This is a genomic window from Chryseotalea sp. WA131a, assembly GCA_025370075.1.
In the GTDB taxonomy this organism is placed as follows: Bacteria; Bacteroidota; Bacteroidia; order Cytophagales; family Cyclobacteriaceae; genus ELB16-189.
Genome location: CP073016.1, coordinates 4,323,961 through 4,349,115, shown reverse-complemented (window position 1 = coordinate 4,349,115; position 25,155 = coordinate 4,323,961). Strand labels below are relative to the sequence as shown.

Sequence of the window (25,155 nt, the reverse complement as noted above, 5' to 3'; positions counted from 1 at the left end):
TATTTTGTGCACTTTAATCGGCTACGAACCCAAATACTCCACAATCCCATCCCGTATCGCTGTAAAAGTTTTGACCAATGACTCCTCATTTTCTTCCAGCAGTGTAACCCGAAATCCTTGCAGCTCTGAACAAAAGGAAGAAATGGGCACTACGCAAATTCCCTTCGCGCCAAGCAAATAATAGACAAAGCGTTTATCGTTTGGCATTTCGTGAGCGGTCCATGCCTCTACCAACGCTCGTATTTTTGAATCTTGAATATCAATTTTTTGATTTGATTGCAACGTGCCTTCTCTAAAGATGATGGTGTTGTAAAACGCGCCAAAGGTTTCGTTGAACGTGAGTTCTGGCACTGTCTTAAAAATATCAGAAATGATTTTGCTACGCTTTCCAATCTTCCGATTCGTTTCTTCCCGATATGCTTTGAAGCGCGAGTCTCCCAGAATTTTAGGAATCGCCAACTGTGGTAACTTAGTAGAGCAGACTTCTATCATCTTGGCATTGTCGATTGCCTGACAAAGTCTGTTGAAGTCAGCATCTTTGCCGCGGTTATAATATTCCATCCAACCACAACGTGCGCCAGGCCATGGCAACTCCTTTGATATTCCCTTCATGGCAATGCCAGGCACATCTTCAATTACTTCTGACAAGGCATACGCTCTTGCACCGTTATAGGTAATGTTGATATAGATTTCGTCACATATCAAAAAGAGGTTGAACTCCTTCGCTATGGCTACAATTCGTTTTAATGTTTCCAACGGATACACCATGCCAGTCGGATTATCCGGATTGATGATAAGGATACCCACCACATTCGGATTGTACTTCACCTTGTTATACAGATCATCTAAATCAGGATACCATTTGTTATTGGGATCGAGCGTATACGTCAATGGCTCGTGACTGGCATGAGCCGCTTCTGCACTGGAGTGTGTGGAGTAAGCAGGTGAGGGTCCAATAATTCGTGAAGTGGGTGTGATGTATTGATAGACTTTAGCAATAGCATCGCCTAAGCCATTGAAAAAACAAATATCATCTGGCGTAATCTGTGTTCCCTTGCGGAGATTCGTTAGTTCAGCTAGAAACTGCCGTGTTTCTAAAATACCTTTAGAAGGACAATAACTGTAGGTATCATTCTGCATGGAGAGATCAGCGATAATTTGCTTCATCCAATCCGGAATCAAATGATTCTTCTGAATGGGATCGCCAATATTCTCCCACTGAATTTCTTTGCCCAGGTTTTTGATTTGCTCTGCCTTCTTTACGATCTCCCGAATTTCGTAACTGAGTTCGTTGGCTCCTTCACTTAATAGATGTTGACGCATAGTAGATTAGTCAATAGTCCGCTGTCGATAGTCGATTGTTTAGTCGAAAGCATGCTCCACTAAAATCAAAAGTAAAGTTTAGTTGGGCGGTTACCAAAAGGGAGCAATTTGATTATGAATTCATTAAAACTACAAGACTAAATCCAACCTTACCACATTTTCCACATGCACTGTATGTGGAAACATATCTACTGGCTGCACTGCATTGATAGTATATTTTTCAGAAAGGATTTTTAGGTCGCGTGCTTGCGTGGCAGGGTTGCAACTCACGTACACAATTCGTTTGGGCAATGCCTTGAGCAACATTTTGCACACATCTTCATGCATGCCTGCCCGAGGTGGGTCGGTGATCACGACATCCGGGCGGCCGTGTTGTGATAGAAATGCTTCGGTGAGCAAATCTTTCATGTCTCCCGCAAAAAATTCAGTGTTGTTAATATTGTTGAGTTTGGAATTTGCTTTTGCGTCTTCGATAGCTGCAGCTACGTATTCTAACCCAATTACTTTTTTGGATTGACTGGCAACAAAATTGGCGATGGTACCTGTGCCAGTATATAGATCATAGACCAGCTCATCTCCTTTTAGGTCGGCCAGTTGCGCAGCCACTTTGTAAAGTTCATATGCCTGATCGGAATTGGTTTGATAAAAAGATTTTGGCCCCACGCGGAATTGAAGTGTCTTTGATCCATCAGAAGAGGGCATCTTTTCGGTGATGTACGGATTGCCTTTCCAGCAAATAACATCCAAATCAGCAAATGTGTCGTTGCGTTTATTATTGATTATGTAGTTGAGCGATGTTACCCCGGGAAAATGATCTGCTATGGATTTTAAGATTAACTCCGTCCATTCCATTTTATCGGACGTTACCTGCAAAATTACCATCACTTCATCGGTATTGCTGGAGCGAATAGTGAGGGTTCTCAAAAATCCAGTTTGCCTGCGCAGATCAAAAAAAGGAATATTGTTTTCGACCGAAACCTTTTTTACCAACAACCGAAGTGCATCGGATGGGTCGGATTGCAAATGACATTCGGCTACATCAAATACGCGATCAAATGCCCCTGGCAAATGGTAGCCCAAGCCAACCTCATACCTACTTTCTTCCATGGCTTTCGCCAATTCTTCTTTGGTTAGCCAGCGATTTGCCGTGAACGTATAATCCAATTTATTGCGGTAGTGATCTGTTTTTGCGGATGCAATGATGGGGCTGATGGCAGGAAGTTGTAGCCCACCAAGCCGTTCCAGATTATCAATAACTTGTTGCTGCTTGTATTGCAGTTGTGTGCTATAGTTGATGTGTTGCCATGAGCAGCCACCGCACAAGCCAAAATGAGTGCAGAATGGCTGCGCCCGATGAGAAGAAAGCCTACGGATTTCCGTTACCCGCCCTTCTAAAAAACTACTTTTTATTTTGGTGAGCTCAATTTCTACGATGTCTCCAGGCGCCCCGCCTTGAATAAAAATGACCAATCCATTGTGTTTGGCAATGCATTTGCCCTCTGCCGCCATCGTTTCGATGGCAATATTATCCAGTTTGTCGCCTTTTTTCATAGGGGCGAAAATACCATAAAGTTGGGTTTTAGGTGTGAATAAAAATTGGGTATATTTAAGTTCAATTTGCAATGAAAAAAATATTTTTAACTCTATTCTTATTAATCGCTTTTCCTGTATTGGCCACCCACATTGTCGGGGGTGAGTTTGAACTGGTACACATCAGTGGCAATAGTTATAAGCTCAACATGATTTTGTATTTTGATAAAAAGAATGGCGACCCTGGTGCCAAAGATCCCAATGCAACTGTGGGCATCTATCGAAAAAGTGACAACTTCCGAATGGCCACCTACACCCTGCCCTTGGTGAGCGAAACCGAGGTACAATATGCCCAACCAGCCTGCTCGGATGGAAGCATACAAACGACCAAAATCGTTTACTCATTAGATATTTTTTTATCACCATCTCTTTATACCGATCCGACCGGTTATTACGTTTCGTGGGAGCGTTGCTGTCGCAATTATTCCATCTTGAATATTTATAGCCCAGAACCGCCCCCTCCCCCTACACTTACCTCTGATCCAACCAAATATGCTGGTCAAACATTTTACCTTGAGTTTCCGGCAGTAGTAAAAGACGGGAAACCTTTCATCGATTCAACTCCTAGATTATTTCCCCCCCTTAGTGATTATGCATGTCCGTATAAACCTTACTATGTAGATTTTGGCGGAATTGATAACGATGGTGATTCGTTGGTGTATTCCATGGTAACACCCTTATCTACAAAAACAAGTCAAGCAGGGCCTCCTTCTCTTTCAAAGCCTTATCCAGAAGTATTGTGGCGTCCCCCTTTTTCACTCAATAATATTATCAATGGCATTCGTGATTTAAAAATCAGCAAAGATGGGTTGCTCACTTGTACTCCGGCCGCCATCCAAGGCCTTTTTGTTTTTGCCATAAAAGTAGAAGAGTTTAGAAAGGGAGAAAAAATTGGTGAAAGCAGACGCGATTTTCAACTTTTTGTAGTCGACAAATGCCCCGTGGCATCGCCTCCAGTTATTGCTGGAAAGAAGTTAAGCGAAATTGAATTTGGTTATACAAGAAACATGAACGTAGCGTTTGCTAATTCGGTGCCTGATGGCAGTCGATGCATTCAAGTGCGGGTTTCCGATTTAGATTCAACCAAACCAGATCAAAATTTTACTGAGAATATTGGCATTCGAGTAGTAGGTCTAAATTTTAAATCACCAAATTTAAATCAAATTTTACCGGCCGAAACTACTGCGGTGTTGAAAATCGGCAGTACTGCCGATTTTCAAATTTGCTTTCCACAATGCCCTTACATTAACGGCCCTTATCAAGTAGGTATTATTGCTTTTGATGATGCGTGCACATTACCACTATCGGATACGCTGAAAGTAGTTGTAAACGTACAGCCGCCCACCAATGATCGTGCTCGCTTTGTAAAACCAACATCAAAAAAAATAACGGAAGTTGTTCGCGAAGGGGATTTTAGATCGTGGGATATTGAAGGAGTAGATGTGGATAGAGACGACCTTAGCCTGCTCTATACCACCAACGCATTTAAACTAGAAGATTATGGTTTTAGCTTATCACCCTACACCCCACAACCCGGTTCGATAAAAACACAACTCACGTGGGATCCAAAATGCGATGTCTATCCATTCTTCAAGCAAAGTAACTTTAGGCTTCGCTTTCTATTGGATGACAATGATTTGCCCTGCAAACTAAATCCACCCGATACCTTATTGTTCGACTTAACTTTTCAAGAGTTTCCAAAAAACTCCCCTCCCACCATTTCAACTTCAGGTTTGGGCGCATCGCCAACAGCACGAAAAATTTCTGTGCAGCGAAAAATTTTCGAACCATTAAATTTTACAGTTACCGGCAAAGATGTGGACAATGATTTTTTGGTTTTGAGTGGAAAGGGTCAAGGCTTCAACATGAATGACTACGGCATCACTTTTTCAACCGCAACGGGCAACGGCAACGTAGCAAACAATTTTAATTGGAATATTAAATGTGATAAACTCGATTTGGCCAAAAAAGATAAATACACATTTCAGTTTATTGTGGTCGATAACTTAAACAAATGCAAATTTTATAAAGCTGACACCGTAGATGTGGAAGTGAAAATCAGCAAGCCCGATAATGCCAAACCGATAGTAACTGCTTTGACAACTGGGTTGCAGAATGTTTCAAACGGAAATCTAAATTTTGTTTTGGGAGAATCCATTGAAATCAATTTACTGGGCTCGGATGCAGATGTCATTCCCACCAAAGACTCCTTGCAGCTAAATTTGATTTCTGCCACTGGCGATTTAAAACCCGAAGGGTATACTTTCAAAAATGTTAAAGGAATAAGCGGCTTGCAATCGCTTTTCAGTTGGGTACCTGATTGTTCTATTTTCAAAAACAGTGTGTACACCAACAATTATTCTTTCAAATTTAATATCCTGGACAATCGATGCCTGAATGCAAAAGGTGATACCATAACCATTGATATGAAAATCAGTGATGTGAATGGTAACGATGAAAAGTTTAAACTGCCAAACGTCTTTACGCCCAACAACGATCAATACAATGATTATTTTGCTTTGGACGGAATTGATACTTCCCCAAAAGGAACAAACTTAGATGCCGAGGTGAATCTGCCGAAAGACAATTGTGTTCAACAATTTCAATCGGTGAAAATTTTTAATCGATGGGGTGATTTGGTTTTTGAAAGTACTGATCGAAAGTTTAGATGGTATGCCTCACAAGAATCTGCTGGTGTGTATTATTATGTAGTGAAATATAATAATCGCGAATACAAAAGTTCGTTATCCGTTATCCGTTAGATTCTAAAGTTCAACGATGCGGACTTGGTTTGATTTGATGTATGCCTCTCGCTCGCGCCATTTTACCTTCAGCCAAACGTCTTTTTTGCCCGTTACCTCCAAGCGATGCCCACTGCTTACCACATCTACCACCGTACCTCCAGCCGAGGGTGCATCCACCAAATAGGAACGAGGGCCGTCTATGATTACCCGTGTGGGAGAATACCAAAAGTTATTGATGACGAGAAGTAACGCCATAAAGACAAACGCCCCAATCAACGGAGGCAGCACACTCATTGATTTTCTTTTTTGGAAAACCGCCAAACCAATCATTCCTACAGCCATTAAAGAAATGCCGAAGGAAAGTATAAACCGATGCTTTGAGAGCCATTCCACTAATGGACTGTTTTCTTCCGTTTTGTAACCCTCCAAATTACCTTTTTCAGCCAACTCCTCCATTTTAGTGATGGTCTGCTCATCGCCAGAAGCGATTTGATACAGATTTAAGTAAAATAAACATTGGCCAATATGGCCGAGCCCTTCTTGTATGTAGGCCATTTTCAACAACATAGCGGAAGAATACTGCTTGGTTTCTAACACTGATTTATAAAGTGCAAACGACTGCGTGTATTGCTTAGCGCGAAAGAGCGAATCGGCACGTGAAATTTTGGTATTTATGGATTGGGCCGCACATAGTGAAGGGGCTAACAAAATGACAAGAATTTTTAAAAAACGGATTTGCATAATCTTTTGATTCCATTACCTTTGCGACCTCAATTACGGAAATGCTTTTTAATGTGGCAAATCCGTGGTAAAGATCTCGTAGCTCAGTCGGTAGAGCATTACACTTTTAATGTAAGGGTCCTGGGTTCGAATCCCAGCGGGATCACAAAAAACCACTCTAAACTGAGTGGTTTTTTGTTTTTATCCTAGTCAAACCGTATCGCTTGCACCGGGCTTATCTTGGTAATAAATCTTGTGGGCAGCCACAGCACAAGCACTACGGTAACAAAAACAAGCACATTCACGATCAACACCGTGGCCCAGTCCCACTCAATCGGCACATGGCTTACGTAGTAGTCGTGTGGATTTAATTTAAACAACTTGAAATGGTACTGCAGCCAGCACAAACCCAAGCCAATGGCATTGCCCAACAATAAACCCTTTGCCACCAAGCTGCCGCCACTGTACATAAAAATAGTGCGCACAAGTTTATTCGAGCCGCCCATCGATTTTAAAATCCCTACCATCGGTATACGTTCCATCACCAAAATCAAAATGACCGAAATCATGTTTACCGAAATCACAATCAATATCACCACCAACAAAATTTTTACTTGCCGCTTGATCAAATCCAGCCACTCAAATACATTCACAAATTTGTCGCGCACAGTTTCAATGTTCAAATCATAATCGATGGATTCACCGATGCGCACCAAGGCTTCATCCAAGGCCGCTTTGTCTTTCTCAAAGCCAAATACAGCCGAGGTATTTCCAGGCTCCACCATCACACTGTCTACACCCGCTTCTTCTTTGGTAAGTGAATACGAATTGCTTCGCATTTCATTCTTCAACAAATCAAACGAACGGAAATAGTTTAGGTCGATGGCCACCTCCAGTCCGCCTGCTTCATGCTGCTCCCACCCATTCAATTGCTGCACCATCCGTATGTCGCCCATCAGCACCTTGCCATCAAAATAATCCGACAAGTTGGTCTCATAAATTCCTACCACTTTCAGCTTGCGAACACGCGGAGGGTTTTGAAAAAAATGCAACACCAAATCATCGCCCACTCTAGCTCTTACTTTGTTGGCGATTACACGGCTAATAATTACTTCACGCGAATAGGTAGTGTCGTTGAATTGAATAAACCTGCCCTCCACCATCGCCTCTTCAAATCGCGTCACGCTAAAACTCTTCCCCACACCTTTAAACACAATGCCCAACACTTCGTCATCGGTTTTTATCAACCCTGCCTTGTGGCTGTACTCTTGCACGTGCGTTACAAACGGAAATTTTTCAGGTTGCTGGTACAGCGCAATCCGATAATCAAACGGCTGCTCTTCTACCGCATTGTTCATCGTAAATTTGGTAATCAATAAATGATTGCTGAAGCGGTAGATTTTGTCCTTCACCGCTTGCTGAAAACCCAACATCACCAAAAACGAAACAATGGAAGCGGCCAACCCCACAGCAATGCTGCCAATGGCAATTTTATGAATGATGCTCGAAAAACTTCCGCGCTCGGCATTCCGTATTCTTTTGGAAATGAAATAAGAAAGGTTCAAAGAATAAGCTAATTTTGGTACAGACAAAGTAAAGAAAAATGATTGGCTCTTTTAAAAAAATTGTAGGCAAAGCGCTGAGTTATAGCCTTCGTGCCTTCGTGCCTTCATGGCAAAAATCATCGCCACAAAGCCACAAGGGCACAAAAAGATTCGTCTTATGCTTGATTTTATTCTTATATTTTTTTCAGTTACATGCCCAACCCAAAACCATCCTTACGGGTGCCGCGCAGTTAGATTTGTTGCTGCCAAAACTAAATTCGCAGCGGATTGCATTGCTAGTGAACCATACGTCCACTATCGGCAAAACACATTTGGTCGACACATTGCTAAGTGAGGGCATCACCATTCAAAAAATATTTTCGCCTGAGCATGGTTTCCGCGGCACAGCCGATGCAGGCGAAACCGTGAAAGACGGAATAGATTCGAAAACACAACTACCATTGGTGTCTTTGTATGGCAGCCATAAAAAACCAACCCCAGAACAATTGGCAGATGTAGATGTAGTGATTTTTGACATTCAAGATGTAGGCGCACGATTTTATACCTACATCGGCTCGATGCATTATTTGATGGAGGCCTGTGCCGAACAAAAGAAAAAAGTTATTATCCTCGATCGACCAAACCCCAACGGTAGCTATGTTGACGGCCCTGTGCTCGATATGTCGCTGAAATCTTTTGTAGGCATGCACCCTGTGCCCATCACGCACGGCATGACGGTGGGCGAATATGCGCAAATGATAAACGGCCAAGGATGGCTAGAGGGAAAAGCGAAATGCGAAATTGAAGTCATTAAAATGAAAAACTACCATCATTCAATGAAGTACCCCTTGCCCATCAAGCCTTCGCCCAATATCCCCAACAACCAAACGGTGGCACTCTATCCATCCACGTGTTTGTTTGAAGGCACATCGCTAAGCGTGGGTCGAGGCACCAAACACCCCTTCGAATGGATTGGTCACCCCGATTTAAAAAATCAACCTTTTCAGTTTACGCCTGTTAGTATTGAAGGCATGGCTAAAAATCCACCTCACGAAAATAAAATCTGCTACGGCATCAATTTGGAAAATGAAAAAGTTAAAAAAGAAATCTCGTTGAAGCACCTCCTCCAACTTTACCAACGGTTTCCGGACAAAGAAAAATTCTTTATTCCATTTTTTGACAAACTGATAGGAAACAAAAATGTACGTGAACAAATTAAAAAAGGCATGACTGAGACTCAGATAAAAGCAACTTGGAAAAAGGAGCTGGAGGAGTATAAAAAGATGCGGTTGAAGTATCTGTTATATGATTAAAGTAGGCAGTTTGCAGTAGGCAAGGTATGGTTCAAAAATAGCAGATTGTGATTTGAAATATTATAGAATATCTACTAACTCCTATATCATAACCTTCTGATTTCTCTAAAAAAATGAAGACCCTAAAGAAAATATTGAAAGTCATCGTCATCGTAATGGCCATTGCTATTCCGTTGATTTACTTGTACTTGTTTACCGACAGTCCTTTTCCCAATATTGAAACGGATGGGTTGATGGCTACCCAAAGCAAAGACATTGCCGCAGGTGAAGCTCAGTTTGCAATTGGTGATAGCATCCAAAAAAATATCGTTACCCATGATGGTTGGTTCAAAGACCCATCTGGGCGAACCATGATTTTGCATGGCATCAACTTAGGTGGTAGCAGCAAAATCCCTTTCGACCCAAAAATCCCGACCCATCAAAAAGAAGATTTTTATGAAACAGTTCAAACCGTTTCGTTTATAGGTAGGCCGTTTCCCTTGGCGGAAGCTGACCAACATTTTCAACGGTTACACCAATGGGGTTATCGCTTTCTTCGATTGCTGGTCACCTGGGAAGCCATTGAACATGCCGGCCCCGGAAAGTACGATGAAGAGTATCTGAACTACATTCAATCTATTGTAAAAAAAGCTGGTGAGCATAACATCAATGTGTTTATCGATCCTCATCAAGATGTATGGAGTCGATTTACAGGTGGCGATGGTGCTCCTTATTGGACATTGGAGAAAGTCGGTTTTGACCCACTAAAATTTTCTGAAACGGGTGCAGCCGTTATTCACAATGTTGAGGGCGACCCGTTCCCAAAAATGATTTGGCCAACCAACTATTCCAAGCTAGCCACGGCCACTATGTTTACGCTTTTCTTTGGCGGAAATGATTTTGCTCCGAAGGCAAAAGTTGACAGTGTGTCGGCACAAGACTACTTGCAAACACATTACATCAATGCCATCAAGCAAGTAGCATTAAAATTAAAAGGATTACCGAACGTGATCGGCTTCGATACATTTAATGAACCCACCACAGGCTACATCAGCCTATCTCGACTCGACACAGTCGGGTTTTTAAAGAATGGAATAATGCCAACCTATTTTGAAGGTATGGTGGCGGGTGCAGGAAACACCATTGAAGTGAGTCGTTATAAATTTGAATTAACAGGACCGAAAGAAGTAGAAAAAATAAAACTGAACCCCAACAAACTTTCTGTTTGGAAAAACCCTGCGCTTGACATTTGGCAACAAGCGGGGGTGTGGGGTTATGATGCAGAACATAAACCGGTCATTTTGAAAAACGATTACTTCAAAATTAGAAATGGGTACGAGGTTGATTTCTCAGAAGACTATTTTAAATCATTTGTATTGAAGTATGCAGCAGCCATTCATTCCATCGATAGTTCTTGGACAATTTTTGCCGAACCAGCATTGCTCCAAGAGTTGCCAAAATTCTCGGAAGCAGAAAGCAAGCAAATGGTGAACGCTGAGCATTGGTACGATGCGGCAACCTTGCTTACAAAACAATATTCATCTTGGTTTGGCATTGATGTGCGAAAAGCAAAACCGGTTTTTGGAAAAAAATCAATACGTGAAACTTTTCATGAAAACATGAAAGGGGCTAAGGAATCTACTGCACAAAACATAGGAAAACAACCTACGCTGATTGGTGAATTTGGAATACCATTTGATTTGAATGAAAAACAGTCGTACAAAAACAATGATTTTAATGCCCAAGAAGATTGTCTGGACAGGTCTTTTCAAGCGATGGAATCAAATCGATTGAACTACACTTTATGGAACTACACGGCAGATAACAACAACGAGTATGGTGACAATTGGAATGGCGAAGACCTTTCGATTTTCAGTTTGTCGCAACAAAAAAATAAATCGGGGGTGTATGCAGGTGGAAGAGCGTTGGCGGCTGCAATACGTCCGTACCCTTACAAAGTGGCGGGCGAGCCACTTGAATATTTCTTTAACAAAGACTCGAAAGAATTTTATTTAAAGTTCAATGCGGAGAAATCAATCAATGCACCGACAGAAATTTTTCTCCCTGACTTTCATTTTGGAAAAGGGTTTGAAGTAAAGCACACGAACGGAAAACTTCTATTCGATAAGAAAAACAGCCTGCTTCTTTTTTATCCGGATGCAGAGGGCGAACAACAGGTGCTGGTAAGTGGTAAGGGGTGAGTGGTGGTTGGTATTTGGTAAGAGGTATTCACTGTTTCAATCTTCATCCCCCTATCTCCTAACTACTAACTCCTATATTCATTTAAAAATGACTAAATTCCAAAAAGTAACCGACATACTAAACATACTTGACAAGTACTATCCAACCGTAAATACTCCGCTTCATCACAAAGACGCTTACACCTTATTAATTTCGGTTCTGCTGTCTGCTCAATGCACGGACGAACGTGTAAATAAGACTACTCCCTCCCTATTTAAGCTAGCGGATAATCCGTATGATATGGTAAAGTTATCGGTGGAAGAAATCAGGGAAATTATTAAACCCTGTGGGCTTTCTCCCATGAAATCGAAAGGCATTTATGGGCTTTCCAAAATCATCATCGAAAAACACAACGGACAAGTGCCGAATACTTTTGAAGAATTGGAAGAACTTCCAGCGGTTGGTCACAAGACTGCTTCGGTGGTAATGACGCAGTGGTTTGGCAAACCTGCCTTTCCGGTGGATACTCACATTCATCGGCTGGCCTATCGGTGGGGGTTGACCAATGGTAAAAATGTAGAGCAGACCGAGCATGATTTAAAGCGGCTCATTCCAGAAGAAAAATGGAACAAAGTGCACCTTCAAATTATCTATTTCGGTCGTGAATATTGCCCCGCCCGCGGGCATGATTGGCAAGCCTGCCCAATATGCAAAAAGTATATGCGGAAAGGGTTAAGGGAATAATTGAATTCAAAAAGTACTTTTGCACCTATGAACAACCTCCGCATCATCTTCATGGGCACACCTGAGTTTGCTGTACCCAGTTTGGCAATACTCGTTCAACATCAATTTAATGTAGCGGCCGTGATTACCGCACCCGACAAACCGCAAGGGCGCGGGCAAAAATTAGGTGCTTCGCCCGTCAAGGAGTTTGCCCTGCAACACAACATCCCCGTTTTGCAGCCCACCAATTTAAAGTCGCCAGAATTTATAACTGAGCTAAAAAGTTATCAAGCAAACTTGCAAGTGGTGGTAGCTTTTCGCATGTTGCCAGAGGCGGTGTGGGCAATGCCTGCCTTTGGCACTTTTAATTTGCACGCATCGTTGCTTCCACAATATCGCGGTGCCGCCCCAATCAATTGGGCTATTATCAATGGTGAAAAAGAAACGGGTGTTACTACTTTTTTTCTCAAACATGAAATCGATACGGGCAGCATTGTCTTTCAAGAAAAAGAAACCATCCATCCTTTGGATGATGTGGGTATGCTGTACGAACGATTGATGAAAAAAGGCGCTAACCTGGTTTTGAAAACTGTACAAGCAATCGAAAAAGGTTTCTATCCAAACGAACCTCAAAGAGAATCTGGAGAACTAAAACACGCTCCCAAAATTTTTAAAGAGACGTGTGCCATAAATTGGAACCAAACCAGCGAGCAGGTTTATGATTTCGTAAGAGGCTTAAGTCCCTATCCTGCCGCGTGGACGATTGTTGACGGAAAGCAATATAAAATCTTTAAGTGTAGTTTGAAGGAGGCAATCGGCAGTCGGCAGTCGGCAGTCGGCCATTTTGAAACCGATAACAAAACGTATCTTTACATCAAAACACTGGATGGCTATATTTCAGTTGAGGAATTCCAACCCGAAGGAAAGAAACGGATGAAGGTAGATGAGTTTTTTAGAGGAAATCAGTTGGTGGTTGGTAAGTGGTAGATGGTGTTCGGTAAACAGTATTCGGTATTCAGTAACTAGTAATAAAGAAGTAAGTGGTAAAAGGTGGTGAGTGATTGTATGCCCAATGCCTAATCCCCAATCCCTAACTCCTAGATCCTAACTCCTGTATTCAAAAAATGATAATCTCCCTCATCGCAGCGCTCACAAAAAACCATGTCATTGGTAAGAACAACGACTTGCCCTGGCACTTGCCCGATGATCTGAAGTATTTCATGCAAACCACAAAAGGGCATCATGTGGTGATGGGCAGAAAAAATTATGATTCGATACCTGAAAAATTTAGGCCACTGCCGAACCGAACCAATATTGTTGTTACACGTCAACCAAACTGGAAGGCCGAAAGATGTTTAACAGTAAATTCTTTGCAAGAAGCTATCAACATCGCCAAACAAAATAATGAACCGGAACTTTTTATCATTGGCGGAGCAGAAATCTACCAACTCGCATTCCCGCTCACCCAGTGCATGTATTTAACTGAGATTCAGACAGAACTTGCAGGCGATACTTTTTTTCCGTCCTTTTCGTCAAAGGACTGGAAAGAAACTTCACGGAAACATCATCCCATTGATGAGCGTCATCACTATGCCTTTGACTTTGTCGTGTACGATAAAATAAACTAACTTCTAAACAGTATGGAAAGTCACAAACGAGTAGTCGGTATCCTTTACATTGTTACGGGTATTCTGCAATTCATCGGAATGCTCTTGTTGAGTGTGCTCATTTCATCGCTCATTCCATTTATCGCAGACAGCGCAGAAGAGAATACTCGATGGGTTTTTGAATGGATTGTTCCGTTCATCAATATCATTGTTGCTATTATTATTGTGCTTTTCTCCATCCCATCCATTATTGGGGGTGGAGCCTTGCTGCAAGGTAAAAGTTGGGCACTCACGCTCGTGCTGATTTTAGGTTGCTTCAAACTGTTCTCCTTCCCCATCGGCACCGCCATTGGCATCTATACTATTTGGGTGTATGCCGAGGATAAAAAAAGTGTTTCAGAAAAAACGGCATAACATGTCATCACTAACATCAAAAGTAGTTTGGGTTACAGGCGCATCCTCTGGAATTGGTGAGGCATTGGTGTATTCGCTAGCAAAACAAAATTGCAAACTCATTCTCTCGGCCCGCAGAAAAGAAGAGCTCGAAAGGGTAAAAGGCAATTGCCCCACGGCTGTGCAACCGGATATACGCATATTGCCGTTAGACTTATCGAAATCAGAAACATTAGAGTTCAGTACCCAAGCGGCCATTCAATTTTTTGGCCACGTTGATATCCTTATCAACAATGGCGGAATCAGTCAGCGCAGTTTGGCAAAAGATACATTGATAGAAGTAGACCGGTATGTGATGGAAGTTGATTATTTCGGCACGCTAGCGCTTACAAAATATTTGTTGCCTCATTTTTTAAGTAGAAAATCGGGGCACTATGTAACCATTAGCAGCGTAATGGGCATCATTGGAACACCCTATCGCTCCGGTTATGCCGCTGCAAAACATGCCCTGCACGGATTCTTTGATTCACTTCGTGCGGAAGTGTGGAAAGAAAACATTTTCGTTACGTTAATTTGCCCGGGTTGGATTCGTACCAACATCACCCTCAATGCAGTTACAGGCGATGGCTCCAAACTGAACGAGATGGACAAAACTACCGACAAAGGTTTGACACCAGATTATTGTGCCTCTCAAATCATCAAAGCCATCCAACACAAAAAAGAAGAAGTATACATTGGCGGTGCGAAAGAGGTTTTTGGCGTTTATACCAAACGATTTTTTCCCAAGTTATTTTCGAAATTGGTGAGGAAAATAAAAGTGAGATAAAAACAATTCCATAAAATTTTTCTTACCATTTTTACTTCATTCCTTTTTGCTACCTATAAACTGCTTTTCATGATAAGAATTAAAATTGAAATAGACGGAAAAGAATATCCGCTCGACAATGTGAACTATTCTTTTGTCCCCTCTACACCTGAAAACATTATTGCCAGCGTTAGCATTAGCTTGGGAATTAAAAGCAACAAAGTAGATCAATCTTTATTGGATTGATGTTTGAGAGGCGCATCCGACAGAAAAGATCTAAAAGTGAAAGTTTTTCATGCAGAGGAAAACTACTTGATAAAAACCGTCACCTTCAAAAACGTGATGTGCAGCAACTACAACAAAAGCTTTTACCCCACGGATGGCTACAATCCACAACCGGTTAACTTTTCTTTAAACGCAGAAGATTTAATCATTGAGTTAAAAAGAAATGGCTAGCCGTGTATCGTTACACCAAGAATAAATCCTGGCCAAAATTCAAAAGTTTGGTTGTTGTGTTGGGTTTGCTGTTTTAGAAAAGCAGGAGCAAGCGTATTGTCGCTGTCTGTCCAATAACAATTGTAGGTGAGTCCACCAAATAGGTAAACGCCATATAGTTTAGGTGCAAGCCTGGTTCCAATCTCCATTTTCAATCGTGAAAGTAGGCTCAAGTTTTTTGTAATTTGGCCTGCCCTAAAACTCACGTGTTGAAAATCCATTCCATAACTTAAAAATCGAAATTCCATCATACCCGGCAAATCTGAGCGACTAAAAAACATTTTCTTTATTCCGAAACCCATCGCCCATGCTCCATGATTTAACGCATTTCTAGAATACACCAATGAGTTTACCCAATACACATTTTTTGAATCAAGCTTGATGCGACCATTTTTTCTGTTACCCGTTGCTATTTCATAATTGAAAGCAAATAAATCAGTGGAATAGACAGCCCCATAATTCACCTCTCCAAAATTCAGCAAACCAATCGCAGTTCCATCTTTGGTTCCAACTACTTTGCCACGTCTATAAAAATTGATTAACCCAATTTGCGTTCCTTGCGATTGCTTGGCGCGATTGATTAACCCAATTTGAAACCCATTCATGCGCTCTGCAAAATTGAAAAGTCCAATCTGTACACCCCAAGGGTTTTTACTTTCAAACGAGTTGATTCCTTCCGTATAGCCAGCATGATTAAAAGCCCCAAGTTGAAAACCAAACAATCCCCCTTCGGTGCGATTGGCAAGTGCTGCCACTTGCACTCCATCCATGGACGAGACCGAAACATTAGATACCCCAGCGAGTTGCACACCAAATGAATATTTATAAACAATATTGGATACGCCAGCTACCTGAACTCCAAACAATGCGTTTTTGCCCAAATTTATTCCGCCCGTCAATTGCATCCCAAAAATTTCATCTACCACAATGTTGGTCAAGCCAGAAAATTGCGCTCCTGCCAAATGTGAATTGAAACCACTTTTTAGTTTTTGGTCTACTTCCTTTTTAGAAAGCGAAGCAAATGCATTTCCTCCAGTTATGTTTGCTAGTCCTGCAAACTGAAGTCCGCGCGTGCCATTTGTATTTAGGTTAGAAAAAGTAGCTAATTCGAAAGCTAAATTCTTAGCAGAATATCCAGAGGTAAGATTGATTGAAATATGATTGGTGAAACTGCCTGGCTGAAGGCCGTTGGTGCCGAGCGCAGGGGCAATGGAGAGTTGAAAAGATTTGATTTGCTCACCACCTTTTTGAGGATATGCTTTGCTAATAACAAGGATAGCAAGGGAAATGGAGACTAGCCTTATGGGGTTTGGCATAGATAATTAGGTTTGGTATTCTAAAACGCCAAACGAAACTTTTCTGTATCTTTCCCTGTAATATAATTTCTCTAACCAATTACTATGCTCACCTGGAAAGAAGTACTTCAATTTAGCGCAAAAGGAAATCCAAAACCTACCCATCGCGTTGAAAAAACAAATGAGGAGTGGAAAAAACAACTGACCGCGGAACAATTTCAAATCACACGACTCAAAGGAACCGAGCGAGCCTTTACAGGAGAATACTGTGAAGCGCACGAGCCGGGTTTGTATGGTTGTTTGTGCTGTGGCACTCCATTGTTTGATTCGCGCGTAAAATTTGAATCGGGCACAGGTTGGCCAAGTTTTACACAGCCCGTAGAAGAAAATGCCATCGCCTATCACAGCGATAAAAGTTACGGCATGGTACGTGTAGAAGTGTTGTGCAATGTGTGCGATGCACATCTCGGCCACGTTTTCCCAGATGGTCCCGCACCAAGTGGACTACGGTATTGTATTAACTCTGCAAGTTTGGTACTAAAAGACAAGGCATAATATGTATAGATTCATTCATTTCATTCTTTTATTGGCTGTAGTGACAGCCTGCACTTCTCCTTCAAAGAAAATGGAATCAACTTACTTAGAAACATACCGCCCCCAACTTCATTTCTCCCCTGAAAAAAATTGGATGAACGACCCGAATGGCTTGGTGTATTTCGATGGCGAGTATCATTTGTTCTTCCAATACAATCCGTATGGTGATACCTGGGGCCACATGAGTTGGGGACACGCGGTCAGCAACGATTTGTTGCATTGGAAACACTTGCCGATTGCAATAGAGGAATATCAAGACCCCGCCACGGGCGATAGCACCATGATTTTTTCGGGCACTGCTGTCATTGATAAAAACAACACGGCAGGATTTGGTGCAAATGCGATGGTCGCCATTTATACTTCGCATGTTCATAAAAACAATCAAGCCGTGACGCAACACCAAAGCTTGGCCTACAGCACTGATAAAGGAAGAAGTTGGAAACGCTACGATAAAAATCCTATACTCGACATTCAGCGGAAAGATTTTCGCGACCCAAAAATTTTTTGGTACGAGCCACAACAAAAGTGGGTGCTGGTGTTGGTGGTGCCTGATTTATACAAGGTTCAATTCTATTCATCCACTAATTTAAAAGAATGGAAATTAATAAGCGAGTTTGGTGATGCAGGTGACAGGAATAGAATTTGGGAATGCCCGGATCTGTACGAGCTGCCGATCGAAAACGAAAACAAAACAAAATGGGTGTTATCCCTTTCAGGAAGCCATCCAGCAGGGCCAAAGTTTGTGGGCATGCAATATTTTGTGGGCGATTTTGATGGTACCACCTTCCAAGCAGATGACACCACCGCTCACTATGTTGATTATGGAAAAGATTTTTATGCGGGCATCGTCTTCAACAACCTCGATAAAAAAATAATGTTGGGCTGGCTAAATAACTGGACATATGGAAATCAAATCCCCACTTCGCCTTGGCGCGGGGCGTTTTCCTTACCAAGAGAAATCTCACTAAAAAAGAGTAATGGAAAATTTGTTTTGATTCAGCAACCCCTTGAATCCATTACCGAACTCAGAAAAGAGGAATTGAAAACATTGGAAAATATTACCGAACCAATTGAGTTGGAAGTTGAACTTCAAAAATCGGATGCAGGTATCAAGTTGCAATCAACCGATGGAGACGAGTTGATGATTGGGTACGATGCTACCTCGCATCAACTTTTTATAGACCGAAGCAAAGCGGGCCGCATTGATTTTCAGGAAGATTTTGGCTCCCTTGAAAAGGCTATGGTGACTTCTGAAAATACCATCACACTTCAGATTTTTATTGATCAATCCATTGTAGAAGTATTTGCCAACGGGGGTGAAATTACTTTTGGTGAACAATTCTTTTTTAAATCCAAGTCATTCAATATCAAATCGTTCGGTAAAGCCACCATTAAAAATTCGTGGCTTTTGAAGTCTATTTGGAAATAGGTTTACCCTGACAAGCCTGACGATTACAGTCAGGATTCGTCATTTTGAAATAGCAATATTTTTTCTAACCCAAGGCCTGGGTTAAACAATTTGATAGTATTACTGTTATCTTCTGATACTGTTAATACTATTGATATGAAAAAGCTTATTCTTTTAAACACTCTTTGCTTACTAACTGTAATTTGTTTTGCCCAGTCTGAAGGAGACGCTATTTTGGGCGTTTGGGAAACAGGCAGTGGAAAAGCTCGGGTAAAAATTGACAAAGTGGGGGACAAATTTTTCGGAAAAGTAGTGTGGCTACGCGAGCCGCTAAACGAAGAAGGGAAACCCAAGGTTGATAAAAATAATCCCGATGAAAAACTTCGTACCGTGCCATTGCTGGGATACAAATTGATAAAAGATTTTTCTTTCAAAGGTGAAAAAGCTTGGGAGGATGGCACGATTTACGACCCCGAAAACGGAAGTACTTACAGTTGCACCATAAAAATGACCGATGAAAATACCCTTGATGTGAGAGGCTTTATTGGAGTTTCGCTCTTTGGTCGCACCGATGTGTGGAAACGCATACAACTAAAGAAGAAATAATTCTTAAAAAATATTTTTATGAAGTGGTTGTTACTTGTAACTGCTCTGTCTGTAGCTTATGGTTTGTCGGCACAAGAGGCAGATACTGTTGAAGATTACAGTATGTATGGGGAAGCAGAATTGGCGGGTGGTGCCAAGCGTTTTTGCACCTCTAAAGTTTTTGACATCAGCCCGAATAAATTGATTTCGATTGGCTACGACTTTCAAGGCAGTTATCAAGCTGATTTAGGTGGAGTGGCTAGCATTTCGCCTCAGTCCATCCAAAACCAAAACAACAATGGCTTACGCATAGCAGTCAATGCTCCCATTATTTCAAAAACGAATTTATTGCTAAATGTTGGTGCCACCTATTGGGAGAACTTTTACAGTTTCGGCAGTGCTGCCACACATCCGCTTGCACGTTCGCTTCAGGCGTATGGCTTGCGTACCATGGGTATCAATTTCACGCTCTTCAAGCCATTCAATGAAATTAATTTTTTAATTGTGAATGGTTCGGCCGATTTGAACGGAAATTATTCGTTTGAAAATTTCCAATCGATGAGCACTGCAAAAATTTCGGCCACGGCAATTTACGGTTGGAAAAAACACGACCGACTTCAATACGGTTTTGGTTTGGCGCGCACGTACCGAATTGGTGAACTGAATTATCTGCCGGTGTTCCTATACAACTACACATTCCCCAGTCGCAAGTGGGGCGTGGAGGCTTTGTTTCCTGCTCGGGCAAATTTGCGCAGGACATTCAATTCAAGAACACTCGCTTTTTTTGGGTATGAACTGGAAGGCAATAGTTATTTAATCCGCAACCGTGGCAACGAGTTTACGCCCGGCTTCGATAACTTAGAATTGCGTAGAAGTGAATTGCGTATTCGGTTTACGTTCGAGCGATCTATCAAAGATTTCATCTGGTTTTCGTTGCAAGCGGGGCTGCGTTACAACACGCGCTTTCATGTCGATCAGCATGAATTTTTCCGGGGTTTTGGCGACCAGCCTTACTTGTTTGAGAATTCGTTGAGCAATTCACTTTTTATAAATTTCTCTGTAAACTTGGTTAGTCCCTAACAAGAATCTCTACTTCTGTCTTATTTCTAATGCAAAAAAAAACCGTCTCGCAACGGTTTTCTTTTTTTAATGTTATAGAAGAAATCGCTTAGTTCACTAGGGTAACATTAACGGCATTCATTCCTTTCTTGCCTCTTTCTTCTTCGTATTCAACCTTATCGTTTTCGCGAATTTGGTCAACCAAACCTGAAGCATGTACGAAGATGTCTTCGCCTGAATTAGAGGGTGTAATGAATCCAAAACCTTTGGTCTCATTAAAAAACTTTACTGTTCCTTGCATTGTGTATAAATTGTTAAAAATTAAAAAAACTCATTCTCAAGAATAGATTTTAATCTATTCGGTCGCAAAAACTAATCAACGCACTAAAGCAATCAGAAAGTTTTAAAGTAAGGAGGCAAACAAAAGCAGGAAAGCTTGTTGAAAAGACACTTTTACTTAAATGCGCGTCAAAGATACCACTAGTTTAGTCGGTATCCTATTTTTAATTTCGGAGACCTATCCTAAGTAAGATTTAAGCCCTTTGCTGCGAGAGGTATGACGCAATCTGCGCGTTGCTTTTTCTTTTATCTGCCGAACACGCTCACGTGTCAAATTAAATTCTTCACCAATTTCCTCCAACGTCATCGCTTCGATTCTGTTCAATCCAAAATACAAGCTCAATACTTGCGCTTCTCGTTCCGTTAGCGTTGCCAAGGCGCGCTGTACTTCTCGTGTCAGCGAGTCGCTCATTAGTTCAGAATCAGGTGTGGAGGCATTGGCATCCGACAAAACATCCAACAAACTGTTTTCTTCACCATTTACAAAAGGCGCATCCATGGAAACATGGCGGCCAGATACTTTCATATTGGCAAGCACTTCTTCATTGGTGACACCAATTACTTCTGCTACCTCTTCCGTAGATGGTTCGCGCTGAAATTTCTGTTCGAGGTCAGAGAATGTTTTTGAAATTTTGGTGAGTGAACCCACCCGATTTAAAGGCAACCGTACAATACGCGATTGCTCTGCCAAAGCCTGCATAATCGATTGGCGAATCCACCACACAGCATACGATATAAATTTAAAGCCGCGTGTTTCATCAAATCGCTTGGCTGCCTTGATCAAGCCAAGATTACCTTCATTGATTAAATCGCCCAGCGTAAGGCCACTGTTCTGGTATTGTTTCGCCACCGAGACCACAAAGCGAAGGTTCGCTTTCGTTAGTTTTTCAAGTGCCACTTGGTCGCCTTCGCGGATGCGCTTGGCCAATTCTACTTCCACTTCAGAAGTAATCAAATCTACCTTTCCAATCTCTTGCAAGTACTTATCAAGTGATTGGCTCTCGCGGTTGGTGATTTGCTTACTGATCTTTAGTTGTCTCATTTATTTTTGTTTTAATGAATTACCAAGTAGAAAATTTGCCCTAACCAACATTTAAAGAAATATAAGATAGGGATTACCGCTAATAGCGAATAGCAAGTGAGCGGCTAAGGCATCTATTATTTTCGCAAAGGTAGCGATTTAAGTTGGTGAAGTTTTATTTTTATATGAACACCGAAAACAAAAAAAAAGGTTGTTCCTTCTGAAGGAACAACCTATATGTTGAATCAAAACTAAGCTTTCACCGGCTCTCGATGGCCCACCCACGTAAACCGCTTGGTCACATACTCTGGATTGGTGAACGATGCATTGCCCGAAGGATTACCACCTGTAACATGAAAATCAGAGAACGCAGCATTTTGATTCATGTAAATTCCACCTGTTAGGTTAAACGAAACAGGAGTAGCGGCCAGTGCCATCTCATCGGCAATTTTTTCTTTCACAATTGTATTGGTAGTGTAGGCACCACATGAAATGGCTCCATGCCGCATCGCCATCTCTTGTGCCAATGCAATTGATTCGTCTGTGTCTTTTGTTTTGATGAGCAGCGCAATTGGTCCAAATAGTTCTTTGCTAAAAATTTCTTTTTTAGATGCCTCCATCTCAACGACCACTGGAGTAGCAACGCGCGCATTTTTAAATAGTGGGTTTTCAAACACGCGGCTCTTCAACCAAACCTTGCCGGGCAGTTTCTCCGCTTCCAACACGCGCTCGTTTGTTTTTCTATTTTGCACCGCGCCCAACACGAATGGTCCTGCTTTCGGATTATCAATCAATCCGTTGATGTTGGCCACAAACTTTTCTGCAAACTGATCGAATGAAACAACGCCATTCGGGGTTTCAATTCCCTTGGCGGGGATATAAAAATTTTGCGGAGCGGTACACATTTGTCCGCTATAAAGATTAACCGAGAACGCTAAATTTGCTGCTACCTTGTCCACGTCTTCAGCCGAATCGATAATCACTGAATTCACGCCTGTCTTTTCAGTGAAAACTGTTTTACCGGGCAATGCTTCGAGATAGGAACCGAACACAGAATTACCTGTAAAGTCAATCAACTTCACATCCCGATGTTCAGCCAGTTCTTTCGTAATCATTTTATCGAATGTGTCGGCTGCCAACTGACAGATGTTTACATCCAACTTATTTTCCTCCAATACCTTTTGAATTTCAGCCACAAAAATGGCGATGGGCAAAATCGCCCCAGGGTGAGGTTTCACTAGGACTGAATTGCCCGTCATCAAACTACCATAAATTCCAGTAACGGAATTCCAAGTAGGAAAAGTGGAGCAACCAATCACTACGGAAATTCCCTTTGGCACCGCTCTCCACTCTTTGTTCAGTTGAATGGTAAACTTACCCATGGGTTTATCCCAAAGTGCTTTAGCTGGAAAGCGCTGTAACTCTTCGAAGCCAGCGGCAATGGCTTCCAACGCGCGGTCGGCTGCGTGTGGCCCCGATGCCTGAAATGACATCATGTAGCCTTGCCCGGTGGTGTGCATGGTGGCATAGGCTATTTCAAAAAAACGCGCCTTTACTCGTTCCAACGATTCAATCAAAATTCCTGCACGATCTTGTGCGCTCACTTTCCTCCATTGATGGAAAGCCAGTTTCGATTTTGAAATCAAGGAAGCAGTTGAAAAAGTAGGATAAGAAATTTTCAGTGGCTCTTGCAGGTAAGGCGATTCTTCTTGTCCTGCCCAGCCATCGGCATTGGTTTGTTTTAGTTCTTCAAATTTTTTACCAAGTGACGCTTTGAACTTTGCTTGGCCATCCGCATCTGCCGTTTCACCATAAGTAGCCGGAGATGGATTTTCTGGATAGGCAGCATAGAAAGTACGCGCATGCAAAGCTTCAATAGCTTTAGTAAGAATGGGTTGATGTTTCTCGAAAAGTTTATTCATATTTTTTCCAATTTTCAATTATCAAATTTGGGATTCTGGCAAAGTGCTTCTCATTATTTGTTACCAATACCAAATTATTCTCAAGTGCAATTCCTGCAATCAATATATCTTGATTGTCAATCAGCATGCCTTTCTTTTGAAGGTGAGCAACGATTTGAGAAGAAATGGCAACAGAACTTATCGTTGTGTTGACTATTGTATTGGTTCTACAAAATTCTTCAAATTTTCTTAGCTGATTACGAGAGTCGTTAATGAGCAGCCCACTTAATATTTCAAAATAAGTAATAATGGAAATATTAAGTCTGTCAAAGTAATCAAGATAAGTAGCTAAGCGATTGGTTACAGTTGCATAGCCTCTAAAGTAATAAGATAAGATGTCCGTATCAATGAGAGCCTCTTTCATGAAAGAATATTGCGTCTGCTGTTCCTCTTTTTATGAAGACTAGTAGTCAATTCTTCAAAAAATTCTTTGGGCAAATCTTTCCATTGCCCGGAATACGCGAGCAATTCTTTCCTCCTCTTTTCTCTTTCTTTAAGATTATCTAAGTAATCGCTAATTCTGTCAAGCTCCGAACTCGAGGCTTTTTCCACTCTCTTGATTATTTTTTTTCGGATAGTATCAGTTTTTACCATACCCCAAATTTAATCATTTCTGTGAACCAAAAACCCTTTTTAGCAACTCAGTTGTGCGTGCCACTGGGTCTTTGCGGATGTTCAATTCTTCCTTGGCAATCATGGTAAACAAGCCTTGAATGGCCATGTCTGTTGCATAGTCATTCAAATCTGGATTTACTTTATCAACAAACGGAATCTTATTGTAGTTATTAACAATATCACCATAATATTTTGTGGCATTTACTTTATTCAACGAGTTCTGAACTACTGGCTTAAACTTTTCTTTCAATTGCGCAGTAGTGGTTCGCTTCAAAAAATTGGTGGCCGCATCGGGCTCACCTTTCAATATTCCCCATGCATCTTCAATGGTCATTTGTTTGATGGCAGAAATAAAAATCGGTTTGGATTCTTTGGCTGCATCTTCCGCTCCGCGATTCAAGGTCATCACAAACTTATCCACCTCCACACCCAATCCAATTTGCCTCAGTTTATCTTCTACTTTTTTCACATCAGGAGGAAATGGGATTTTGATTTCGGGATTTTTGAAATAGCCATCTAGTTGAGAAGTGATGTCGGCTCCTTTGCTAATTCCATTGATCAACGCTTCTTTAAGCCCATCTCCTACTTCTGCTGAAGTAAGGGGTTTCTCCGTATTCAATATTTTATTGGCATCGCCAATGGCTTGATTGATTTGCGCGGACGTGCAAGCACCCAGAAAGAGGGTTGCCAATAAGACAAATTTCTTCATTTTCTTTTTTTGTAAAGATAGAAGTTTGAAATAGAAGTCAGAAGTTAGAATACCTAAAGCCAACCACCACTTACCAATTACCTCTTACCATTACCCAACCACTAATCCCCAAGCCCCAACACCTAATTCCCAATACCCAAATCCTCAATGCC

Annotated in this window: 25 protein-coding genes and 1 tRNA gene; 15 read left to right on the top strand and 11 right to left on the bottom strand. The window is 41.6% G+C overall.

Annotation, left to right across the window (positions count from 1 at the left end; translation table 11 throughout):
- Window positions 1–21: 21 nt before the first annotated feature.
- Entirely contained in the window at window positions 22–1,323 is a 1,302-nt protein-coding gene (locus KA713_20045) for a pyridoxal phosphate-dependent aminotransferase (GenBank protein ID UXE66700.1), read from the bottom strand.
- 129 nt (window positions 1,324–1,452) lie between these two features.
- The gene (gene rlmD / locus KA713_20040; GenBank protein ID UXE66699.1) at window positions 1,453–2,874 is read right to left on the bottom strand and encodes a 23S rRNA (uracil(1939)-C(5))-methyltransferase RlmD; all 1,422 of its coding nucleotides are present in this window, start codon (window positions 2,872–2,874) and stop codon (window positions 1,453–1,455) included.
- Window positions 2,875–2,945: 71 nt separating this feature from the next.
- Between rlmD and KA713_20035 the strand changes: the two genes are divergently transcribed.
- A complete protein-coding gene (locus KA713_20035) occupies window positions 2,946–5,675 on the top strand; it encodes a gliding motility-associated C-terminal domain-containing protein (GenBank protein ID UXE66698.1) in 2,730 nt (909 codons plus the stop codon).
- A gap of 3 nt (window positions 5,676–5,678) precedes the next feature.
- Here KA713_20035 and KA713_20030 read toward each other — a convergent pair whose 3' ends face one another.
- Window positions 5,679–6,398: a hypothetical protein gene (locus tag KA713_20030; protein UXE66697.1), complete on the bottom strand. Its 720-nt coding sequence runs from the start codon at window positions 6,396–6,398 to the stop codon at window positions 5,679–5,681.
- Between the two features lie 72 nt (window positions 6,399–6,470).
- On the opposite strand from KA713_20030, the gene KA713_20025 reads away from it, so the two are divergent.
- Window positions 6,471–6,543: transfer RNA gene (locus tag KA713_20025), tRNA-Lys, on the top strand.
- Window positions 6,544–6,583: 40 nt separating this feature from the next.
- On the opposite strand, the gene KA713_20020 is transcribed toward KA713_20025, so the two are convergent.
- The gene (locus KA713_20020; GenBank protein UXE66696.1) at window positions 6,584–7,969 is read right to left on the bottom strand and encodes an ABC transporter permease; all 1,386 of its coding nucleotides are present in this window, start codon (window positions 7,967–7,969) and stop codon (window positions 6,584–6,586) included.
- 11 nt (window positions 7,970–7,980) lie between these two features.
- Here KA713_20020 and KA713_20015 point away from each other — a divergent pair, with 11 nt between their 5' ends.
- The 9 genes from KA713_20015 to KA713_19975 all read left to right on the top strand — a co-directional run bounded on the left by KA713_20015 (window position 7,981) and on the right by KA713_19975 (window position 15,378).
- The gene (locus tag KA713_20015) at window positions 7,981–9,234 is read left to right on the top strand and encodes a DUF1343 domain-containing protein (protein ID UXE66695.1); all 1,254 of its coding nucleotides are present in this window, start codon (window positions 7,981–7,983) and stop codon (window positions 9,232–9,234) included.
- A gap of 113 nt (window positions 9,235–9,347) precedes the next feature.
- The gene (locus KA713_20010) at window positions 9,348–11,414 is read left to right on the top strand and encodes a cellulase family glycosylhydrolase (GenBank protein ID UXE66694.1); all 2,067 of its coding nucleotides are present in this window, start codon (window positions 9,348–9,350) and stop codon (window positions 11,412–11,414) included.
- Window positions 11,415–11,502: 88 nt separating this feature from the next.
- Window positions 11,503–12,138, top strand: a complete 636-nt coding sequence (nth, locus tag KA713_20005; GenBank protein ID UXE66693.1) for an endonuclease III — start codon at window positions 11,503–11,505, stop codon at window positions 12,136–12,138.
- 27 nt (window positions 12,139–12,165) lie between these two features.
- Window positions 12,166–13,104 carry a methionyl-tRNA formyltransferase gene (gene fmt / locus KA713_20000; protein UXE66692.1) on the top strand — a complete coding sequence of 313 codons (939 nt, stop codon included), beginning with the start codon at window positions 12,166–12,168 and terminating at the stop codon, window positions 13,102–13,104.
- 137 nt (window positions 13,105–13,241) lie between these two features.
- Complete coding sequence (locus KA713_19995) at window positions 13,242–13,745, top strand: dihydrofolate reductase (protein ID UXE66691.1); 504 nt, start codon at window positions 13,242–13,244, stop codon at window positions 13,743–13,745.
- A gap of 12 nt (window positions 13,746–13,757) precedes the next feature.
- Window positions 13,758–14,138 carry a hypothetical protein gene (locus KA713_19990; protein UXE66690.1) on the top strand — a complete coding sequence of 127 codons (381 nt, stop codon included), beginning with the start codon at window positions 13,758–13,760 and terminating at the stop codon, window positions 14,136–14,138.
- A 1-nt stretch (window position 14,139) separates the two neighbouring features.
- Window positions 14,140–14,943, top strand: a complete 804-nt coding sequence (locus tag KA713_19985) for an SDR family oxidoreductase (protein ID UXE66689.1) — start codon at window positions 14,140–14,142, stop codon at window positions 14,941–14,943.
- A gap of 69 nt (window positions 14,944–15,012) precedes the next feature.
- On the top strand, window positions 15,013–15,168 hold the full coding sequence (locus KA713_19980) for a hypothetical protein (protein UXE66688.1): 156 nt from the start codon (window positions 15,013–15,015) through the stop codon (window positions 15,166–15,168).
- A gap of 3 nt (window positions 15,169–15,171) precedes the next feature.
- Window positions 15,172–15,378: a hypothetical protein gene (locus KA713_19975; protein ID UXE66687.1), complete on the top strand. Its 207-nt coding sequence runs from the start codon at window positions 15,172–15,174 to the stop codon at window positions 15,376–15,378.
- On the opposite strand, the gene KA713_19970 is transcribed toward KA713_19975, so the two are convergent.
- Window positions 15,375–16,733 (bottom strand): hypothetical protein, encoded by a 1,359-nt coding sequence (locus KA713_19970; protein UXE66686.1) that lies wholly within the window; start codon window positions 16,731–16,733, stop codon window positions 15,375–15,377. The genes KA713_19975 and KA713_19970 overlap by 4 nt on opposite strands.
- Before the next feature lie 84 nt (window positions 16,734–16,817).
- On the opposite strand from KA713_19970, the gene msrB reads away from it, so the two are divergent.
- From msrB to KA713_19950, 4 genes are all read left to right on the top strand, one after another.
- Window positions 16,818–17,267: a peptide-methionine (R)-S-oxide reductase MsrB gene (msrB, locus tag KA713_19965; GenBank protein UXE66685.1), complete on the top strand. Its 450-nt coding sequence runs from the start codon at window positions 16,818–16,820 to the stop codon at window positions 17,265–17,267.
- A gap of 1 nt (window position 17,268) precedes the next feature.
- The gene (locus tag KA713_19960) at window positions 17,269–18,735 is read left to right on the top strand and encodes a glycoside hydrolase family 32 protein (GenBank protein UXE66684.1); all 1,467 of its coding nucleotides are present in this window, start codon (window positions 17,269–17,271) and stop codon (window positions 18,733–18,735) included.
- 135 nt (window positions 18,736–18,870) lie between these two features.
- Entirely contained in the window at window positions 18,871–19,320 is a 450-nt protein-coding gene (locus KA713_19955) for a DUF2147 domain-containing protein (GenBank protein UXE66683.1), read from the top strand.
- Window positions 19,321–19,338: 18 nt separating this feature from the next.
- On the top strand, window positions 19,339–20,379 hold the full coding sequence (locus tag KA713_19950) for a hypothetical protein (GenBank protein UXE66682.1): 1,041 nt from the start codon (window positions 19,339–19,341) through the stop codon (window positions 20,377–20,379).
- A gap of 88 nt (window positions 20,380–20,467) precedes the next feature.
- On the opposite strand, the gene KA713_19945 is transcribed toward KA713_19950, so the two are convergent.
- The 6 genes from KA713_19945 to KA713_19920 all read right to left on the bottom strand — a co-directional run bounded on the left by KA713_19945 (window position 20,468) and on the right by KA713_19920 (window position 25,003).
- Entirely contained in the window at window positions 20,468–20,659 is a 192-nt protein-coding gene (locus KA713_19945) for a cold shock domain-containing protein (protein ID UXE66681.1), read from the bottom strand.
- A 216-nt stretch (window positions 20,660–20,875) separates the two neighbouring features.
- Window positions 20,876–21,739, bottom strand: coding sequence for a sigma-70 family RNA polymerase sigma factor (locus KA713_19940; GenBank protein UXE66680.1), 864 nt, complete (start codon window positions 21,737–21,739; stop codon window positions 20,876–20,878).
- 230 nt (window positions 21,740–21,969) lie between these two features.
- A complete protein-coding gene (gene paaN, locus KA713_19935; protein ID UXE66679.1) occupies window positions 21,970–23,640 on the bottom strand; it encodes a phenylacetic acid degradation protein PaaN in 1,671 nt (556 codons plus the stop codon).
- A complete protein-coding gene (locus tag KA713_19930) occupies window positions 23,633–24,043 on the bottom strand; it encodes a type II toxin-antitoxin system VapC family toxin (protein UXE66678.1) in 411 nt (136 codons plus the stop codon). The genes paaN and KA713_19930 overlap by 8 nt, the downstream gene beginning before the upstream one ends.
- Entirely contained in the window at window positions 24,040–24,273 is a 234-nt protein-coding gene (locus tag KA713_19925) for a hypothetical protein (protein ID UXE66677.1), read from the bottom strand. Before KA713_19925 ends, KA713_19930 begins: the two co-directional genes overlap by 4 nt.
- 13 nt (window positions 24,274–24,286) lie before the next feature.
- Complete coding sequence (locus tag KA713_19920; protein ID UXE66676.1) at window positions 24,287–25,003, bottom strand: DUF4197 domain-containing protein; 717 nt, start codon at window positions 25,001–25,003, stop codon at window positions 24,287–24,289.
- Between the last annotated feature and the right edge of the window lie 152 nt (window positions 25,004–25,155).

What these genes read in the sequence shown, in the direction of transcription:
- rlmD (UXE66699.1), bottom strand. Translation starts at nt 2,874, where the DNA reads ATGAAAAAAGGCGACAAACTGGATAATATTGCCATCGAAACGATGGCG.
- KA713_19940 (UXE66680.1), bottom strand. Translation starts at nt 21,739, where the DNA reads ATGAGACAACTAAAGATCAGTAAGCAAATCACCAACCGCGAGAGCCAA.
- KA713_20035 (UXE66698.1), top strand. Translation starts at nt 2,946, where the DNA reads ATGAAAAAAATATTTTTAACTCTATTCTTATTAATCGCTTTTCCTGTA.
- KA713_19985 (UXE66689.1), top strand. Translation starts at nt 14,140, where the DNA reads ATGTCATCACTAACATCAAAAGTAGTTTGGGTTACAGGCGCATCCTCT.
- KA713_19945 (UXE66681.1), bottom strand. Translation starts at nt 20,659, where the DNA reads ATGCAAGGAACAGTAAAGTTTTTTAATGAGACCAAAGGTTTTGGATTC.
- KA713_19990 (UXE66690.1), top strand. Translation starts at nt 13,758, where the DNA reads ATGGAAAGTCACAAACGAGTAGTCGGTATCCTTTACATTGTTACGGGT.
- KA713_20015 (UXE66695.1), top strand. Translation starts at nt 7,981, where the DNA reads ATGATTGGCTCTTTTAAAAAAATTGTAGGCAAAGCGCTGAGTTATAGC.
- KA713_19950 (UXE66682.1), top strand. Translation starts at nt 19,339, where the DNA reads ATGAAGTGGTTGTTACTTGTAACTGCTCTGTCTGTAGCTTATGGTTTG.
- KA713_19930 (UXE66678.1), bottom strand. Translation starts at nt 24,043, where the DNA reads ATGAAAGAGGCTCTCATTGATACGGACATCTTATCTTATTACTTTAGA.
- KA713_20010 (UXE66694.1), top strand. Translation starts at nt 9,348, where the DNA reads ATGAAGACCCTAAAGAAAATATTGAAAGTCATCGTCATCGTAATGGCC.
- KA713_20045 (UXE66700.1), bottom strand. Translation starts at nt 1,323, where the DNA reads ATGCGTCAACATCTATTAAGTGAAGGAGCCAACGAACTCAGTTACGAA.
- fmt (UXE66692.1), top strand. Translation starts at nt 12,166, where the DNA reads ATGAACAACCTCCGCATCATCTTCATGGGCACACCTGAGTTTGCTGTA.
- KA713_19980 (UXE66688.1), top strand. Translation starts at nt 15,013, where the DNA reads ATGATAAGAATTAAAATTGAAATAGACGGAAAAGAATATCCGCTCGAC.
- KA713_19995 (UXE66691.1), top strand. Translation starts at nt 13,242, where the DNA reads ATGATAATCTCCCTCATCGCAGCGCTCACAAAAAACCATGTCATTGGT.
- KA713_19920 (UXE66676.1), bottom strand. Translation starts at nt 25,003, where the DNA reads ATGAAGAAATTTGTCTTATTGGCAACCCTCTTTCTGGGTGCTTGCACG.
- KA713_19955 (UXE66683.1), top strand. Translation starts at nt 18,871, where the DNA reads ATGAAAAAGCTTATTCTTTTAAACACTCTTTGCTTACTAACTGTAATT.
- KA713_19925 (UXE66677.1), bottom strand. Translation starts at nt 24,273, where the DNA reads ATGGTAAAAACTGATACTATCCGAAAAAAAATAATCAAGAGAGTGGAA.
- msrB (UXE66685.1), top strand. Translation starts at nt 16,818, where the DNA reads ATGCTCACCTGGAAAGAAGTACTTCAATTTAGCGCAAAAGGAAATCCA.
- nth (UXE66693.1), top strand. Translation starts at nt 11,503, where the DNA reads ATGACTAAATTCCAAAAAGTAACCGACATACTAAACATACTTGACAAG.
- KA713_19970 (UXE66686.1), bottom strand. Translation starts at nt 16,733, where the DNA reads ATGCCAAACCCCATAAGGCTAGTCTCCATTTCCCTTGCTATCCTTGTT.
- paaN (UXE66679.1), bottom strand. Translation starts at nt 23,640, where the DNA reads ATGAATAAACTTTTCGAGAAACATCAACCCATTCTTACTAAAGCTATT.
- KA713_19960 (UXE66684.1), top strand. Translation starts at nt 17,269, where the DNA reads ATGTATAGATTCATTCATTTCATTCTTTTATTGGCTGTAGTGACAGCC.
- KA713_20030 (UXE66697.1), bottom strand. Translation starts at nt 6,398, where the DNA reads ATGCAAATCCGTTTTTTAAAAATTCTTGTCATTTTGTTAGCCCCTTCA.